This window comes from Streptomyces sp. NPDC050997 (assembly GCF_040660135.1).
In the GTDB taxonomy this organism is placed as follows: Bacteria; Actinomycetota; Actinomycetes; order Streptomycetales; family Streptomycetaceae; genus Streptomyces.
On sequence record NZ_JBFAGK010000021.1, the window covers coordinates 1 to 15,636 of the forward strand.

Below are 15,636 nucleotides of genomic sequence, written 5' to 3' on the forward strand. Positions count from 1 at the left end.
TCAGAGCACCATAAGCGGTGCCTGTGCGTCCGCGGCCACTCTTTATATAGGCCACCTCGGACATATAGGACGCAATTCCGAGGCCTCCGTTCGCATCAGACGGCACACAACCGTCCGTGGCAGCCCAGTAGCCGCACAGATCCACTTACCGCAGACGAGCCATCAGCGCGTGCTCCACGAGAGTGATCAGCGCGGACTTGGCGTCGGAACGGTGCCGCGCGTCCGTCGTGATGATCGGGGTGTCGGGGCCGATCTGCAGCGCCTCGCGGACCTCGTCCGGGTTGTACGGCTGGTTGCCGTCGAAGCCGTTGAGGGCGATCACGAAGGGAAGGCCCGAGTTCTCGAAGTAGTCGACCGCGGGGAAGCAGTCGGCGAGACGGCGGGTGTCCACGAGGACGATCGCACCGATGGCGCCGCGCACCAGGTCGTCCCACATGAACCAGAAGCGGTCCTGGCCCGGCGTACCGAAGAGGTACAGGATCAGGTCCTGGTCGAGCGTGATGCGGCCGAAGTCCATGGCGACCGTGGTGGTCGTCTTGTCCCCGGTGTGGGTGAGGTCGTCGATGCCCGCGCTGGCGGACGTCATGACGGCCTCGGTGCGCAGCGGGTTGATCTCCGAGACGGCGCCGACGAACGTGGTCTTGCCCACGCCGAAGCCGCCCGCCACCACGATCTTCGCGGACGTGGTGGAGCGGGAAGGCCCTCCGCTAGAGCTTGCGAAGTCCACTGAGCACCCTTTCGAGCAGTGTCACGTCTGGCTGGCCGCCGGCGTTCTCGTCGCCGCCGGGCTGATGGATGGCGACCAGGCCCGCCTCCGCCAAGTCGGCGACGAGGATCCTGGCCACGCCGAGAGGGATCGTCAGGAGGGCCGAGATCTCGGCCACCGACTTGATCTCACGGCAGAGGTTGCAGATCCGCTGATGCTCGGGCAACTGGCCCTGCATCTGGTGCGGCTGCGCGGTGGTGTGCACCAGTGCCTCGATGGCGAGCTGGTAGCGCGGGCGAGTCCGGCCGCCGGTCATGGCGTACGGACGCACCAGGGGGTTGTTCGACGAGCCGGCGGGCGCGGGCTCAGGGGTGCGTCGATGCGGCTGCACGGGCTGGATGCGCGGGGCCGCCGGCTGGTCGTACGGCGACGGCCCGGGGCCCTGGGGGCTCTGGGGTGCGTACGGCTGCTGACGCCGGTGGCTCGGAGTGGAGGGGAAGTTGTAACGGTTGGGGTTCTGGGAACCGTCGCCCTGACCCTGACCCTGGCCAGGACCGTACGACCAATTGCCCGAAGGTGAACCGCCTGGGGGTGTTGCCACTTTCTCTCCTCCTCCGACTGTGCCGGGCACCCATCACTGTGGAGCCGCGTCCCGAAACCTTATGGCCTCAGGACGCCAAAACGCACCGTCTGTCTGTTAGTTGAGCAGGCTCCCCTGGAGCTCTGCGCGCAGATCGGGCGTCAGGACCGTTCCGGCACGGTCTACCAGGAGCGCCATCTCGTAGCCGATGAGACCGATGTCCGCGTCCGGATGCGCGAGAACTGCGAGCGAGGAACCGTCGGATACGGACATGATGAAGAGGAATCCCCGCTCCATCTCCACAACCGTCTGGTTCACGTGCCCGCCCTCGAAGATGCGGGAGGCGCCTGCCGTCAGGGACGTCAGACCGGACGCGACGGCCGCGAGCTGGTCGGCTCGGTCGCGGGGAAAGCCTTCGGACATCGCCAGAAGGAGTCCGTCGGCGGAGACCACCACCGTGTGAGACACACCGGGGGTGTTGTCCACGAAGTTGGTGATCAACCAGTTCAGGTTCTGTGCCGCCTGGCTCATCGGGCTCACACTAACGCTCCTGGTTGTAGGTGCTGTCAGGACCACTGTGTTCATTCCTAGTGGCCTGGCCGTTCGTTTCGCTGTTTGCGTTGCGTCCGCGCTCGACCCCGCGGCGCAGGTTGCTCAGCCTGCCCCGGACGTCCTCGGGGGCGCGGGAGACCTGTGGGCCCCCCTGCGGGGTGGTTTCGGCGGCTCCCTCGACCAGGTTGGCCTTGGGTACCCGCCGCGGCAGACCGGAGGAGGTCACCCCGCCCGCCTTGGGCTTCCGGAGTTGCGAGGCCTGCTGCCAGCGCGCGTCGTTGGCCGAGCGCCAGGATTCGGTGCCGTTGCTCTCCGGTGTGGGAGTCGCCGGCTCCTTGGGCGCGTGCCGCGCACCGCCCGAGCCGTTCGCGCCACTCGTGGTGGATCCACGGCGGGGAAGCCCGGCATCGGTCATGTCGTGGGCGACGGAAGAGGTCGGTCCCGGACGGTCGAAGCCTACGCGGTCCCGCTCACTCACGTCACCGGCCTGCGTAGATTCCGCTTCCGGAGCGTACTGGTCAGGGTAGCCGTTGCGGTAGCCGTTCGGCTGCGGCCAATCATCCTGGTAGGACGGCTGGTCGAAGGCCGAGAACGTCTCAGGCGCGGCGGCGCGGGAGGGCGCGGGGTCCTCCTGGACCGGCTCCGGATACGAGGGCTCCGGGTAGCCACCGTTCGCGGAGAAGGCGTCGGGCTGCGGCAGACCGCCGTTCGGCGCGTAGTACGACTCGTCGTACGTCGGCTGCTGCTGCTCCTCGTACGGGCGCTGCTGCTCCTCGTACGTCGGCTGCTGCCGCTCGTCGTACGACGGCTGCCGCTGCTCTTCGTACGGGCGCTGCTGCTCCTCGAACGTCGGCTGACGGTCGTACGCGGCAGGCTGCTCGGGGAAGTTACCCGGGGCGTTGTCGTAGCCGGGCGGGGCGTCGAACGCCTCCGGGTACGACGGTGCATCGGGGGCGTCGTCCGGTGACCGGGGCTCCAGGGCCGCGCGGCGCTCCTCACGCATGAGGGAACGGCCCACCGGGTCCAGTTCCCGGATGTCGTCCGGGACCTCGGTGTAGCGGCTGTCGTCGAAGCCGAGCTCCGCGGCCGTGCGCATCGGCAGGCCGTTGTTGAAGTCCTCACCCTGGTAGCCCTGCTCCGGGATGATCTGCGAGACCGTGAACTCGTCGCGCGACTGCTGCTCGCCGCCGCCACCACCGTGGGTGATCGCGTCGGGCAGCATGACCAGCGAGGTCGTGCCGGCCTGCTCGCCGGAGGGGCGCAGCTGGACGCGGATGCCGTGCCGGTCGGACAGCCGGCCGACCACGAACAGGCCCATGCGCTGCGAGATCGCGGCGTCCACGGTCGGCGGGTTGGCCAGCTTGTGGTTGATGTCCGCGAAGTCCTCGGCGGTGAGGCCGATGCCCTTGTCGTGGATCTCGATCATGACGCGGCCGTCGGGGAGACGGGTCGCGGTGACGCGGACCTTGGTCTGCGGCGAGGAGAACGTGGTGGCGTTCTCCAGCAGCTCGGCGAGCAGGTGCACGAGGTCGGTGACCGCGCGGCCGTGGATCTCGGCCTCCGGGACACCGGAGAGCTCGACGCGCTCGTACTGCTCCACCTCGGAGGAGGCGGCACGCAGCACGTCGACCAGCGGGACCGGCTGGTCCCAGCGGCGGCCGGGCTCCTCGCCCGCGAGGACCAGGAGGTTCTCGCCGTTGCGGCGCATACGGGTCGCGAGGTGGTCCAGCTTGAAGAGGTTCTCCAGCTGGTCCGGGTCGGCCTCGTTGTTCTCCAGGTCGGTGATGAGGGTCAACTGGCCCTCGATCAGCGACTGGTTGCGGCGCGAGAGGTTGGTGAAGATCGCGTTGATGTTGCCCCGCAGCAGGGCCTGTTCGGCGGCGAGCCGGACCGCCTCGCGGTGGACCTGGTCGAAGGCCCGGGCGACCTCGCCGATCTCGTCCCTGGTGGTGATCGGGATCGGCTGCACACGGGTGTCGACGCGGCCGGGATCGGTGCGCGAGAGCTGGTCGACCAGCATCGGCAGCCGCTGCTCGGCGATACCGAAGGCGGCGTTGCGCAGCTGGCGCATCGCGCGGCTCATCTGGCGGGCCACCATGCCGGCCAGGATGAACGCGGCGAGCAGGGCGACCACGACCGCGGCACCGGTGATGAAGGCGTCTTGGCGGGCGTCGTCGGAGATGTCGGCGGCCTCGCTCACCGCCGTGTCCGCCAGGTCCGCCTCGATCTGGCGGTAGGCGTTGAACTTGAGGGTGGTGACCGCCCACCAGTTGGGCGCGCTGATGCCCTGTGTGGCGAGCGTCTGACGCGCGACGGGGTCCGTGGTCTGCAGCGCGGACATGGCCGCGACCATGGTGGTCGGGTTTGACGGCGGCGGCACGTAGTCCGGGTTCTTGGCCTTGGCCTCCTTGGCCATCGCCGCGCCGTCGACCTGGATCTGCTTCGAGGCCGCGTCCAGCTTGGCGATGTCCTGCGCGGTACCGCCGCCCTGGTACTCCTGGACGGCGATGCCCTCCAGGTAGGCGTACGAGGTAAGGGCGACGCGCTGCTTGGCCAGGCTGCTGTCGCTGGTACCGGGCTTGATCAGCAGGTGCATGCCGATGGAGCGCTGAAGGGAGAGCGCGCCCTTGGTGAGCGAGATGGCGTAGACCGTACGGCCGTAGCTGGTGATGTTGCCGGTGCCCAGACCGAGCTCGTTGGAGAACTCGAGCAGCTTGTGCTCGACCTCGACGTAGCCCTCTTCGGTCTGCACGCCGGTGAGCTTGCTGGTGTACGCCGCCGCACGGATCTTCTGCAGATCCGGCTCCACCTCGCGGAAGCGCGCCAGGCGACGCTCCAGGTTCGGCCGATTCGGCATGTTCTTGGCCGCCTCGTCGAAGGCGTCCGCGGACTCGTCGGTCTTCTTGCGGGCCGCTACGACCGTCTTGTCGTCCTGGCCCTTGCCCTGGAGCAGGGGCGCCGCGGTGACGTCACGCTCGACGAGCAGCTCGTTGCTGTACGTCAGCGCGGCCCGCACCAGACGCGCGGTGTTCTCCGCGTCCTCGGCCTCCTGCCAGGTGTCGATCGAGCTCTTCACCTGGAAGCCGCCCATGACGAGGCCGACCACCACGGGTATGAGCAGGATCGCGTTCAGCCTGGTCGGCACCCGCCAGTTGCGCGGGGAGAAACGGCCGCCGCTCGACGCGGGAGGCGCCGTTGGTTCCGATCCGGGCACGGGCGCCGCTCCGCGCGGCGGCGGGGTGAAGTTGCCCCGGGCCGACGGCTCGGGACCGTTCTTGCTTCGCCTCACTCGACCAACAACCTTCCGGCGGTCGGCACCAACGCTGTGCCGCAGAGTCTCAGAGCCCGGTACGCCTCGACGGTGAGTACGTCTTTGACTATTGGGCAGTTCAGGCATTCCAGCACGTCGCCCTGCGCACCACCAAACAGTGGAAGGGATCGAATCGACGTGATGTAAGCCCCAGATAAAACGGTCATAAAGAGCGAGCCCCGCCAAAAGACGGGGCCTTCGTGCGCGCAGCGAGACCAGGCGACCGCGACGCGTGGCCGTACCACCCGATTCCTCTGCCGAAACGTTATGAACACCGAGGCCGACCGTGTCAAAGGACACAGTCGGCTCGGTGAACACCTACGGCAACTGCCGTACGGAACTGACGTTTTGGGTGCTACCCGGTGCGCCGCCCCGGTGGCCGGCTCGGCCCGCTACCGCAGACGGGCCATCAGAGCGTGCTCCACCAGCGTGATCAGGGCACCCTTGGCGTCGGAGCGGTGCCTGGCGTCGGTGGTGATGATCGGGGTGTCGGGGCCGATCTGCAGGGCCTCGCGCACCTCCTCGGGCTGGTACGGCTGGTGCCCCTCGAAGCCGTTGAGCGCGACGACGAACGGCAGACCGCTGTTCTCGAAGTAGTCGACCGCGGGGAAGCAGTCGGCGAGACGGCGGGTGTCCACCAGGACGATCGCGCCGATGGCGCCGCGCACCAGGTCGTCCCACATGAACCAGAAGCGGTCCTGGCCCGGCGTACCGAACAGGTACAGGATCAGGTCCTGGTCCAGCGTGATGCGGCCGAAGTCCATGGCCACCGTGGTGGTGGTCTTGCCCCCGGTGTGCGTGAGGTCGTCGATGCCCGCGCTGGCGGACGTCATGACGGCCTCGGTGCGCAGCGGGTTGATCTCGGAGACGGCGCCCACGAACGTGGTCTTCCCCACGCCGAAGCCACCTGCCACCACGATCTTCGCGGAGGTGGTCGCCCGGCCTCCGTCAGAGCTTGCGAAGTCCACTGAGCACCCTTTCGAGCAGTGTCACGTCCGGAGCGCCGGTGGACTCGTCGCCGCCCGGCTGGTGAATGGCGACAAGTCCGGCCTCCGCGAGGTCCGCGACAAGAATCCGAGCCACGCCCAGGGGCATGGCCAGCAGCGCCGAAACCTCGGCTACCGACTTCACCTCTCGGCACAGGTGGCAGATGCGCTGGTGCTCAGGGAGCAGTCCCATGAGCGCCGCCGGGTCGGCCGTCGTGCTGATCAGGGCCTCGATGGCGAGCTGGTAACGCGGCCGGGTCCGGCCGCCGGTCATCGCGTACGGACGTACCAGCGGCTGGTCGCCCTCATCCTCGTACGGCTCCGCGTACGGATCATGAGAGGCGGTGGGCGGGGTCATGAATCCTCCGGGCGGGACAGCAAGTCGGTCAGCAAGCCGTCTGACGTGGCCGTGGGGGGATTGTGGCGGCCGGACGGTGATTTGGTGAGACGGGTGGATCCGGGGTGGGTCAGTGGAGCAGACTGCCTTGAAGCTCGGCGCGCAGGTCGGGCGTGAGTACTGCTCCCGCGCGGTCGACCAGGAGCGCCATCTCGTAGCCGACGAGGCCGATGTCGCAGTCGGGGTGTGCGAGAACGGCCAGCGACGAGCCGTCGGAGACGGACATGAGGAACAGGAACCCCCGCTCCATCTCCACGACCGTCTGTGCCACGTCGCCGCCCTCGAAGATCCGGGAGGCGCCGGCCGTCAGCGACGTGAGTCCGGACGCGACGGCCGCCAGTTGGTCGGCACGGTCGCGCGGGAAGCCCTCGGACATCGCGAGCAGGAGGCCGTCGGCGGACACGACGACGGTGTGGGACACCCCAGGGGTGTTGTCCACGAAGTTGGTGATCAACCAGTTCAGGTTCTGTGCCGCCTGGCTCATCGGGCTCAACTAACGCTCCTGCTGGTGAGTGGGGCTCGGGAAGCTGCCGGTCTGGCCGGTACCGGCCTGTCGACCTTGCGCGATGCCCCGACGGAGATTGGTCAGCCGGCCGCGTACGTCATCAGGCGCACGCGAGACCTGCGGACCGGATTGGTGCTGTGGCTGCTGCTGAGCCGTGCCCGGGACAAGGTTCGCCCGAGGGACCCGGCGCGGCAGGCCGGAGGTGGTGACGCCGCCCGCGGCCGGCTGCCGTATGCGCTCTGCCTGCCGGACGAGATCGTCGTTCGGCGAGCTGCGCCAGGAGCTGGCGACGGGACGTTGGGGGGCTGCCGGGGCCTGCGGCTGCTGCTGCGGGGCCGTCGGGACGGGATCCGCCGAGCCGTTGACCTGCTGGCCGTTCTGTTGGCCGTTCTGCTGCCCGTGGAACCAGTTGGTCTCGAGCGTGTCGTACAGCGGTGTACGGCCGTCACCGGGGCCCGCGGGCGGCAGCGCCTCGGGATCCTGGCGGGCGGGCCGCTGCTGCGGACGCTGCGGGGCCGGCGGGCGCTGAGCACCGAAGTCGACGCCGCGGCCGTTGGTCTGGGGCCGCTCGAACTGGCCCGTCGACGACGAGGTGTTCGACGGGTTCTGGCCGCCCGGCAGGGAGTGCTGCCCCGTGGAGCCGCCCTCGTAGCCGGGCCGCGGGAACTGGCCGCTCGTGCCGTTGTCGTAGCCCTGCGGGGCCGTGAACTGGCCCGTGGCCGACGGGGCCGACGGTGCCGCCGGGGTGTTCCGGCCGCTCGGGTCGCTCGCGGCGCTGAAGATGTCCGAGCGGACGAACGGCCCGTCCGTGATCTGCTCGGGCCGGCTGTTCTGGCCGTTCTGCCCGCCGCCGCTCGTACCCGGTCGGAGGAACTGCCCGGTGCTCTGCGGGGCACCGGGCGGCGGTGCGTCGTAGTCCGGGCGGGCGAACTCGGAGGTGGAGCCGGGACCCTGACGGCCCTCGAGCCGCGGGATCGCCGGCATCTCCGTGGTCGCGCCCGGGCCCTGCCGGTCGTCGATCCGCGGCATCCGGGAGGTCTGCGACGAGTCCTGCTCGTCGTGGCCGCGCGGCACGTCCAGCGAGGCACGCGGCACCGGCGGCTGGGCGTTCTCGTCGCTCCAGCTGGGCGTGCGGGGCTGCTGGTCGCCGCCGGGCAGCTCGGCCCGAGGACCACCACGCCCCGGCAGCTGCGGCCGACGGCGCCGGCCCTGCTGCTCGGAACCCTTGTTCGAGGACGGCGACTGCGGGGGTACGGCACCCCGTGCACCGCCGAACGAGTCCTGGCTGCTTCCGAAGGCATCCTGGCCGCCACCGAAGGCGTCCTGGCCGCCGAAGGGAGACTGGCCCTGCGGTCCACCGGTGCCCGCGGCCTGCAGGCCCTGCGGAGCCCCCGGAGCCTGACCGCCGAAGCCGGAGCCCGCACCGGCCGGAGCCGGCCGGCCCTGCTGGGGCGCGCCCGGACCCTGCGGTCCGCGCGCTCCGCCCGGCGCACCGGGACGGCCGCCCGCGTCACGCCCGGGCAGCGCGGCCCGCGGTCCCTGACCGGCACCGAGCAGACCGCCGCTGGGCGAGCCGGCGCCGAGAGCGCCGCCACCCGGACCGCCGAAGGCGCCGCCAGGCTGGCCGCCACGGCGGGCCGCGGCCACACCGGCGGCCGCCGCGGCGACACCGCCACCCGCACCGGCACCCTGACCGGGCTTCGGCTGGGGCTTCTTGCCGCCCTGGGCGACATCGACGGGGAGCATGACCAGCGCGGTCGTACCACCGGAGTCGGACGGGCGCAGCTGGATGCGGATGCCATGGCGCTGCGACAGCCGGCCGACCACGAACAGACCCATGCGGCGGGAGACGGAGACGTCCACTGTGGGCGGCGAGGCGAGCCGCTCGTTGATCGCGGCGAGGTCCTCGGGGGAGAGGCCGATGCCGGTGTCGTGGATCTCGATCAGGACGCGGCCGTCGGGCAGCGCGTGACCGGTGACCTTGACCTTGGTCTGCGGGGAGGAGAACGAGGTGGCGTTCTCCAGCAGCTCGGCGAGCAGGTGCACGAGGTCGTTGACGACCCGGCCGGCCACTTCGGTGGTCGGCACGGAGGCCAGCTCGATGCGCTCGTACTGCTCCACCTCGGAGGCCGCGGCACGCAGCACGTCGACCAGCGGGACCGGGCGGGTCCAGCGGCGGCCGGGCTCCTCACCCGCGAGGACGAGGAGGTTCTCACCGTTACGCCGCATGCGGGTCGCGAGGTGGTCGAGCTTGAACAGCGAGGACAGCTGGTCCGGGTCGGCCTCGCGGGACTCCAGCTCGGAGATCAGCGAGAGCTGGCGCTGGATCAGACCCTGGGAGCGGCGCGAGAGGTTGGTGAACATCGCGTTGACGTTGCCCCGCAGCAGGGCCTGTTCGGCGGCGAGCCGGACGGCCTCGCGGTGCACGTCGTCGAAGGCCGCGGCCACCTGGCCGATCTCGTCCCGGGAGTGCACACCGACCGACTCCACGGACGTGTCGACGTCCTGCGGGTCGGACTCGGACAGCTGCTTGACCAGCTCGGGCAGCCGGTCCTGGGCGACCTTGGTGGCGGTCTCCTGGAGCCGGCGCAGCGAGCGGATCATGGAGCGGGCGACGACGAAGGCGCCGACCAGCGAGATACCGAGGACGAGCAGGATCAGGACACCGGAGATGATCGCGTCGCGCTCGGACTCGTTGCGCAGCTCGCGAGCCTTCTGCTCCATGTCCTCGAGCAGCGTGTGCTCGATGTTGCCCATCTGCTCGATCTTGATCGAGCTGTCGTCGACCCAGTCCTTGTAGGAGCGCTTGTCCAGGTCGGAGAGACCCGACCGCATGGCGCGGATGCCGTACTGGTCGGTGGCCTGGATGGTCGGGTTGCCCTCTTCGACCGGCTTGAGGAGCTCTACGGCGCTGTCCGTGCCGTAGATGCTGCGGAAGCTGGAGAGGTCGGACGTCTCACTCTCCAGGGCGCCCTCGCCGTACAGGCGGTCGCTCTCGGAGAGCTTGCCGAGCGTGGTGTTGCTGGTGGGCAGCGCCGCCGCGAGGATCGCGCGCTGGACCGACGCGTACTCCTTGGCCGAGGAGAAGGCCGCCAGGGCACGCGTGCGCTGGATCATCTCGGGGTTGCTGGTGGCCTCCGCCATGTCCTGCGAGAGGTCGAGCAGGTGCGTGATGAGGCGGTGGTACCCCTCGACCGTCTGCGAGGCGTTGTTCTCGGTCCCATAGGCCGAGCTGCGGATCTTCCCGAGGCCGCCCAGGTCGCGGACGAGGCCGACGAGGCTCTCGCGGACGCCCGGGAGTCCGGCGGCGTCGATGTCCTCCGCGGCGCCCTTGAAGGTCTCCACGGACCGGTCGGTCTTGGTGCGGAAGCCCTTGACGGTGAAGTCGTTCGACGCCGAGCCGTGGGCCAGCGGGCCGGCCGACTGGTCGCGCTCCTCCTGGAGCGCGGCCGCGAGCTCGGTGGCCTGCTTGGTCATCTCGGTCAGCAGCTTCATGTTGTCCAGCTGCTGGATGTCGTCCATCGAGTCGTTGATGCGCAGCGCGCCCAGCGAGGTGGCCGCGACCACCGGGAGGGTGAGCAGCGCCACCAGACGCGTGGAGATGCGCCAGTTGCGCAGGGCTACTCGCGGGCCCGGGCCGGCCGCGCCGCGTGGCGGCTTCACCGGTGGTGTGGTCGGGGCGGCCGGTCCCGACGACGTGGACGAGCCGAGGCGCCCGGAGCGCTCACCGCCATCGCCGGACAGGCCCGGGTTCTGGGCGTGCTGGGGCGAGGAGCTGCCGGCCGTCGGGCCAGTCCCGCCGCGCGGCTCCGGCTCCGCCGAAGCACTGCCATCCCTCTTGAAACGTCCCTGCACTAGCGTCGCAACCTCTGGACCAGGCGCCCTTCCGCGTGAACGGAGGACGGTGTCGGCGTCGTAGGGGGCGTCCTGAATACGCACCCTGATGGTCGTGAGTGACCGGCGCTGGCTCCCCCATTCCCGCCGCCACTCGGCGCTTCTCTGCGCCCCCTGTGCGCCGGATCGATCCTGCGGCGGTCCGTGGAATTCCAGCACAGTGCCGGATCTCCAACAAGGCCCATGGGTCAGGCCGTGACCTACGTGACAGCACGTGAGTGCGAAGTCACCAGCTGTGTCACATGATCTCCTCCATAACGGACTTATACCCGCGAGTCTCCGGGGGGTCGGAGGTGTCCCAGTCGCCATGATCAGGAGCGGAATGATGCCTTCAGTGACGCAATGTCCGTTTCGCTGGAATGGATTACGGGCCCGCTATGACCGGTTTGCCGGTAGAGCCGTGAGGAAACTCACACGCGGATCCAGGGGTGTTCGCGGCTTCGGCTGGGAATCGCGTGTTTAGCCTGGCGCTTTACATTGATGGCAAATCCGACAACCCGCGCCGATGGCTGAGCCCCTGGGATCGCCTGGCGCACGCACAGAACAGGGCCTCGTAAGAACCGTGAAGACGACGATGATGTTCCACAAGATCGCCAACCCGCGGCGCACAACGCTGGCACACCTGAACGACGCGGACGAACTGCGGACCCTGGAGCAGCCGGACCACTCCGTCGATCTCCCGGAGCAGACCGCGAACCCCAAGCGTACGGTCCTGATGGAGGTCCCCGTGGCCGCCCAGGCTTCCCCTGCCGAGTAGCCGGTGCCGGGTGGCGGGTGAGGCTCTCCGGGTGAACGGGGAGCCTCGTTCGGTTGTCCACTCGTACCGCGTACGGCGCCGGTGTATCTCGGCGAGCTTCCCCGGCGACCGCCGACCCGATGATCACGCCCCCCGACCGGTTAGCCTGGAGCGTCCAGCGTCGGCTCGCGGGCAAGCCGGTCGGCCGACACGCACACCAGTTCAGTGAGGGGCGCAAGGAACCCGTGCGCATCGCCAGATTCTCCATCGACGGGAACGTCGCCTTCGGCGCGGTAGAGGGCGACAAGCCGGACGAGCTCGTCCTCGACATCATCAAGGGCATCCCGTTCGCGGACTTCGAGCTCTCCGGTACGAAGGTCCCGCTGGCACCTTCCGCTTCAAGGACAAGGGTGCGGCTGCTGCCCCCGGTGCTCCCCAACAAGGTCGTGGCCTTCGGCCGCAACTACGCGGACCACGCGAAGGAACTCGGCAACGAGGTCCCCGACACTCCGTTCGCCTTCTTCAAGCCCTCCACCTCGGTGATCGGCCCCGGCGACGAGATCCAGTACCCCTCCTTCTCCGAGGACCTGCACCACGAGGCCGAACTGGCTGTCGTCATCGGCCGGATGTGCCGCGAGGTCCCGCGCGAGCGCGTCAAGGACGTCATCCTCGGCTACACCTGCGCCAACGACATCACCGCCCGCGACGTCCAGAAGCGCGAGAAGCAGTGGGCCAGGGCCAAGGGCTTCGACACCTCCTGCCCGCTCGGCCCCTGGGTGGAGACGGACCTCGACCCGTCCGACCTCACGATCCAGCTCACGGTCAACGGGCATCAACGCCAGCTCGGCCGCACCAGCGAGATGATCAACTCCATCGAGGATCTGATCGTCAACATCACCGAGGCCATGACGCTGCTCCCCGGCGACGTGATCCTCACGGGCACCCCGGCAGGCGTCGGGCCGCTCACCGTCGGCGACGAGGTCGCCGTCACCATCGAAGGCATCGGCACTCTCACCAACAAGGTTGTCAAGCGTGGCTAGCGCACCCGCCCCCGCCGTCCGAGTACGGTTCTGCCCCTCGCCCACCGGTAACCCCCACGTGGGCCTGGTTCGCACCGCCCTGTTCAACTGGGCGTTCGCCAAGCACCACCAGGGCACCCTGGTCTTCCGCATCGAGGACACCGACGCGGCCCGCGACTCCGAGGAGTCGTACGACCAGCTGCTCGACTCGATGCGCTGGCTGGGCTTCGACTGGGACGAGGGCCCCGAAATCGGTGGCCCGCACGCGCCCTACCGCCAGTCGCAGCGCATGGACCTCTACAAGGAGGTCGCGGGCAAGCTCCTTGACGCCGGCCACGCCTACCACTGCTACTGCTCCCAGGAGGAGCTGGACACCCGCCGCGAGGCCGCCCGCGCCGCCGGCAAGCCGTCCGGCTACGACGGCCACTGCCGCGACCTGACCACCGAGCAGGTCGCCGACTACCAGGCCCAGGGCCGTACGCCCATCGTCCGCTTCCGCATGCCCGACGAGACGATCACGTTCACGGACCTGGTCCGCGGCGAGCTGACGTTCACGCCGGAGAACGTGCCCGACTACGGGATCGTACGAGCGAACGGCGCCCCGCTGTACACGCTGGTGAACCCGGTCGACGACGCGCTGATGGAGATCACCCACGTCCTGCGCGGCGAGGACCTGCTCTCCTCGACACCCCGCCAGATCGCCCTGTACAAGGCGCTGATCGAGCTGGGCGTCGCGCAGCGGATCCCGTCCTTCGGGCACCTGCCCTATGTGATGGGCGAGGGCAACAAGAAGCTGTCCAAGCGCGATCCGGAGGCGTCGCTCAACCTGTACCGCGAGCGTGGCTTCCTCCCGGAGGGCCTGCTCAACTACCTTTCCCTGCTGGGCTGGTCGCTCTCCGCGGACCGGGACATCTTCACGACCGACGAGTTGATCGCGGCCTTCGAGATCTCGGACGTGAACCCCAACCCGGCGCGCTTCGACCTCAAGAAGTGCGAGGCGATCAACGCCGACCACATCCGTCTGCTGGATGTGAAGGACTTCACGGAGCGCTGCGCCCCGTGGCTGAAGGCCCCGTTCGCCCCCTGGGCCCCGGAGGACTTCGACGAGGCCAAGTGGCACGCGATCGCCCCGCACGCCCAGACCCGCCTCAAGGTCCTCTCCGAGATCACCGACAACGTCGACTTCCTGTTCCTACCGGAGCCGGTGTCCGACGAGGCGAGCTGGACGAAGGCGATGAAGGAGGGCAGCGACGCCCTGCTCCGCACCGCCCGCGAGAAGCTGGAGTCCGCGGACTGGACGTCCCCGGAGTCCTTGAAGGAGGCCGTCCTGGCCGCCGGCGAGGCCCACGGCCTCAAGCTCGGCAAGGCCCAGGCCCCGGTCCGGGTGGCCGTCACCGGCCGCACGATCGGCCTGCCCCTCTTCGAGTCCCTGGAAATCCTGGGCAAGGAGCGGACGCTGGCCCGCGTCGACGCGGCACTGGCGAAGCTGACGGCGTAGCCCATACGTCCGTGAGGTGCGGCGCCCCGGTGTGGGGTGCCGCACCTTCGTCGTTCCGCCGGACGGGCCGCGGATCCCCGCGTTACCGTCGGACCATGAGCATTCGGGCCGTGGTCTGGGACGTCGACGACACCCTCTTCGACTACACCACCGCCGACCGGGTCGGCATGAGCGGGCATCTCGCGGTTGAGGGCCTGCTCGACGGGTACGACAGCGTCGATCAGGCCATCGGGCGGTGGCGGGAGATCACGGACCGGCAGTGGGCGCGCTTCGCGGCGGGGGAGGCGACCTTCCAGGGGCAGCGCCGGGACCGCGTACGGGTCTTCCTGGACGACTCCACCATGAGCGACGCTGACGCCGACGCGTGGTTCGAGCGGTACATCGGCCACTACGAGACCGCGTGGACCCTCTTCCCGGACGTCCTGCCCGCCCTGGACACGCTCGCCGCCAGTCACCGACACGCCGTGCTCTCCAACTCCAGCATCCATGTCCAGGACCGCAAGCTGCGCGTCCTCGGTGTGCACGACCGCTTCGAGGTCATCCTGTGCGCGGCGGAACTCGGCGTCTCCAAGCCGGCCGCCGGCGCCTTCCTGGCGGCCTGCGACGCCCTGGAACTGGCCCCGCGCCAAGTGGCGTACGTCGGCGACCATCCGGAGATCGACGGACGGGGCGCGGCCGACGCCGGACTGCTGTCGGTCTGGATCGATCGCGGGGGTGTGTACGCGACCGTCGCCCCGCCCGTCGGTCCTCGCCGGATCGCCTCCCTGGCCGAACTCCCCGCGATCCTCGGCGCGGATACCCGTTTTGGAGCCCCGTCCACCTTCGGGTAATGTTCTTCCTGCGCCGCCGGGAGCGGACCGAAAGGTTCGGAGCCGGAGGCGCAAGCTAAACAAGATTCCCGCTGGGGATTGCGTTTCAGTGGCCTATGGTGTAATTGGCAGCACGACGGTTTCTGGTTCCGTTAGTCTAGGTTCGAGTCCTGGTAGGCCAGCTCGCAGAGCTCATCTGCAACCGCGGAGATCAACTCCGCAAAGCCCCCGTTGTGTAGCGGCCTAGCACGCTGCCCTCTCAAGGCAGTAGCGCCGGTTCGAATCCGGTCGGGGGTACAGATCCTTCCCGCGGGAACAATCCGGGTCGCACCCGTTGTTTCTGACGCAGGATCGCTAGGGCCCCCGTTGTGTAGCGGCCTAGCACGCCGCCCTCTCAAGGCGGTAGCGCCGGTTCGAATCCGGTCGGGGGTACGAACTGGTTTGAACCACATTGGTCTATGGTGTAATTGGCAACACTACGGTTTCTGGTACCGTCATTCTAGGTTCGAGTCCTGGTAGACCAGCTCGGGTTCTGCGGAAACGCAGGATCGCTAGGGCCCCCGTTGTGTAGCGGCCTAGCACGCCGCCCTCTCAAGGCGGTAGCGCCGGTTCGAATCCGGTCGGGGGTACGCAAGAAGAAGGCC

General features: G+C 69.2%; 12 protein-coding genes and 5 tRNA genes. 9 read left to right on the forward strand and 8 right to left on the reverse strand.

Annotated elements, in window-relative coordinates:
- Window positions 1-145: 145 nt before the first annotated feature.
- The 8 genes from AB0H86_RS34740 to AB0H86_RS34775 form a co-directional block, all read right to left on the reverse strand.
- Window positions 146-727 (reverse strand): ATP/GTP-binding protein, encoded by a 582-nt coding sequence (locus AB0H86_RS34740; RefSeq protein ID WP_269642923.1) that lies wholly within the window; start codon window positions 725-727, stop codon window positions 146-148.
- Window positions 708-1,307, reverse strand: a complete 600-nt coding sequence (locus AB0H86_RS34745) for a DUF742 domain-containing protein (RefSeq protein ID WP_362448167.1) — start codon at window positions 1,305-1,307, stop codon at window positions 708-710. Before AB0H86_RS34745 ends, AB0H86_RS34740 begins: the two co-directional genes overlap by 20 nt.
- A 96-nt stretch (window positions 1,308-1,403) precedes the next feature.
- A complete protein-coding gene (locus AB0H86_RS34750; RefSeq protein WP_152888434.1) occupies window positions 1,404-1,817 on the reverse strand; it encodes a roadblock/LC7 domain-containing protein in 414 nt (137 codons plus the stop codon).
- A 10-nt stretch (window positions 1,818-1,827) separates the two neighbouring features.
- Window positions 1,828-5,127 (reverse strand): nitrate- and nitrite sensing domain-containing protein, encoded by a 3,300-nt coding sequence (locus AB0H86_RS34755; RefSeq protein WP_362448170.1) that lies wholly within the window; start codon window positions 5,125-5,127, stop codon window positions 1,828-1,830.
- Window positions 5,128-5,540: 413 nt separating this feature from the next.
- Window positions 5,541-6,116, reverse strand: coding sequence for an ATP/GTP-binding protein (locus AB0H86_RS34760; protein WP_362448173.1), 576 nt, complete (start codon window positions 6,114-6,116; stop codon window positions 5,541-5,543).
- Complete coding sequence (locus AB0H86_RS34765) at window positions 6,097-6,492, reverse strand: DUF742 domain-containing protein (protein WP_030611532.1); 396 nt, start codon at window positions 6,490-6,492, stop codon at window positions 6,097-6,099. The genes AB0H86_RS34760 and AB0H86_RS34765 overlap by 20 nt, the downstream gene beginning before the upstream one ends.
- Window positions 6,493-6,601: 109 nt before the next feature.
- Window positions 6,602-7,015: a roadblock/LC7 domain-containing protein gene (locus AB0H86_RS34770; RefSeq protein ID WP_030667329.1), complete on the reverse strand. Its 414-nt coding sequence runs from the start codon at window positions 7,013-7,015 to the stop codon at window positions 6,602-6,604.
- 9 nt (window positions 7,016-7,024) lie between these two features.
- Window positions 7,025-10,891 carry a nitrate- and nitrite sensing domain-containing protein gene (locus AB0H86_RS34775; RefSeq protein ID WP_362448176.1) on the reverse strand — a complete coding sequence of 1,289 codons (3,867 nt, stop codon included), beginning with the start codon at window positions 10,889-10,891 and terminating at the stop codon, window positions 7,025-7,027.
- A 601-nt stretch (window positions 10,892-11,492) separates the two neighbouring features.
- On the opposite strand from AB0H86_RS34775, the gene AB0H86_RS34780 reads away from it, so the two are divergent.
- From AB0H86_RS34780 to AB0H86_RS34820, 9 genes are all read left to right on the forward strand, one after another.
- Entirely contained in the window at window positions 11,493-11,687 is a 195-nt protein-coding gene (locus AB0H86_RS34780) for a hypothetical protein (RefSeq protein WP_362448179.1), read from the forward strand.
- 224 nt (window positions 11,688-11,911) lie between these two features.
- Entirely contained in the window at window positions 11,912-12,706 is a 795-nt protein-coding gene (locus AB0H86_RS34785; protein WP_362448182.1) for a fumarylacetoacetate hydrolase family protein, read from the forward strand.
- Window positions 12,699-14,183, forward strand: coding sequence for a glutamate--tRNA ligase (gene gltX / locus AB0H86_RS34790; protein ID WP_362448185.1), 1,485 nt, complete (start codon window positions 12,699-12,701; stop codon window positions 14,181-14,183). Before AB0H86_RS34785 ends, gltX begins: the two co-directional genes overlap by 8 nt.
- Window positions 14,184-14,278: 95 nt before the next feature.
- Complete coding sequence (locus AB0H86_RS34795) at window positions 14,279-15,013, forward strand: HAD family hydrolase (protein WP_362448188.1); 735 nt, start codon at window positions 14,279-14,281, stop codon at window positions 15,011-15,013.
- Between the two features lie 89 nt (window positions 15,014-15,102).
- Window positions 15,103-15,174, forward strand: a tRNA-Gln gene (locus AB0H86_RS34800).
- A 42-nt stretch (window positions 15,175-15,216) separates the two neighbouring features.
- Window positions 15,217-15,289: transfer RNA gene (locus AB0H86_RS34805), tRNA-Glu, on the forward strand.
- Between the two features lie 62 nt (window positions 15,290-15,351).
- Window positions 15,352-15,424 (forward strand) — tRNA-Glu (locus AB0H86_RS34810).
- Window positions 15,425-15,444: 20 nt separating this feature from the next.
- A tRNA-Gln gene (locus AB0H86_RS34815) sits at window positions 15,445-15,516 on the forward strand.
- A gap of 32 nt (window positions 15,517-15,548) precedes the next feature.
- A tRNA-Glu gene (locus AB0H86_RS34820) sits at window positions 15,549-15,621 on the forward strand.
- Window positions 15,622-15,636 lie beyond the last annotated feature (15 nt).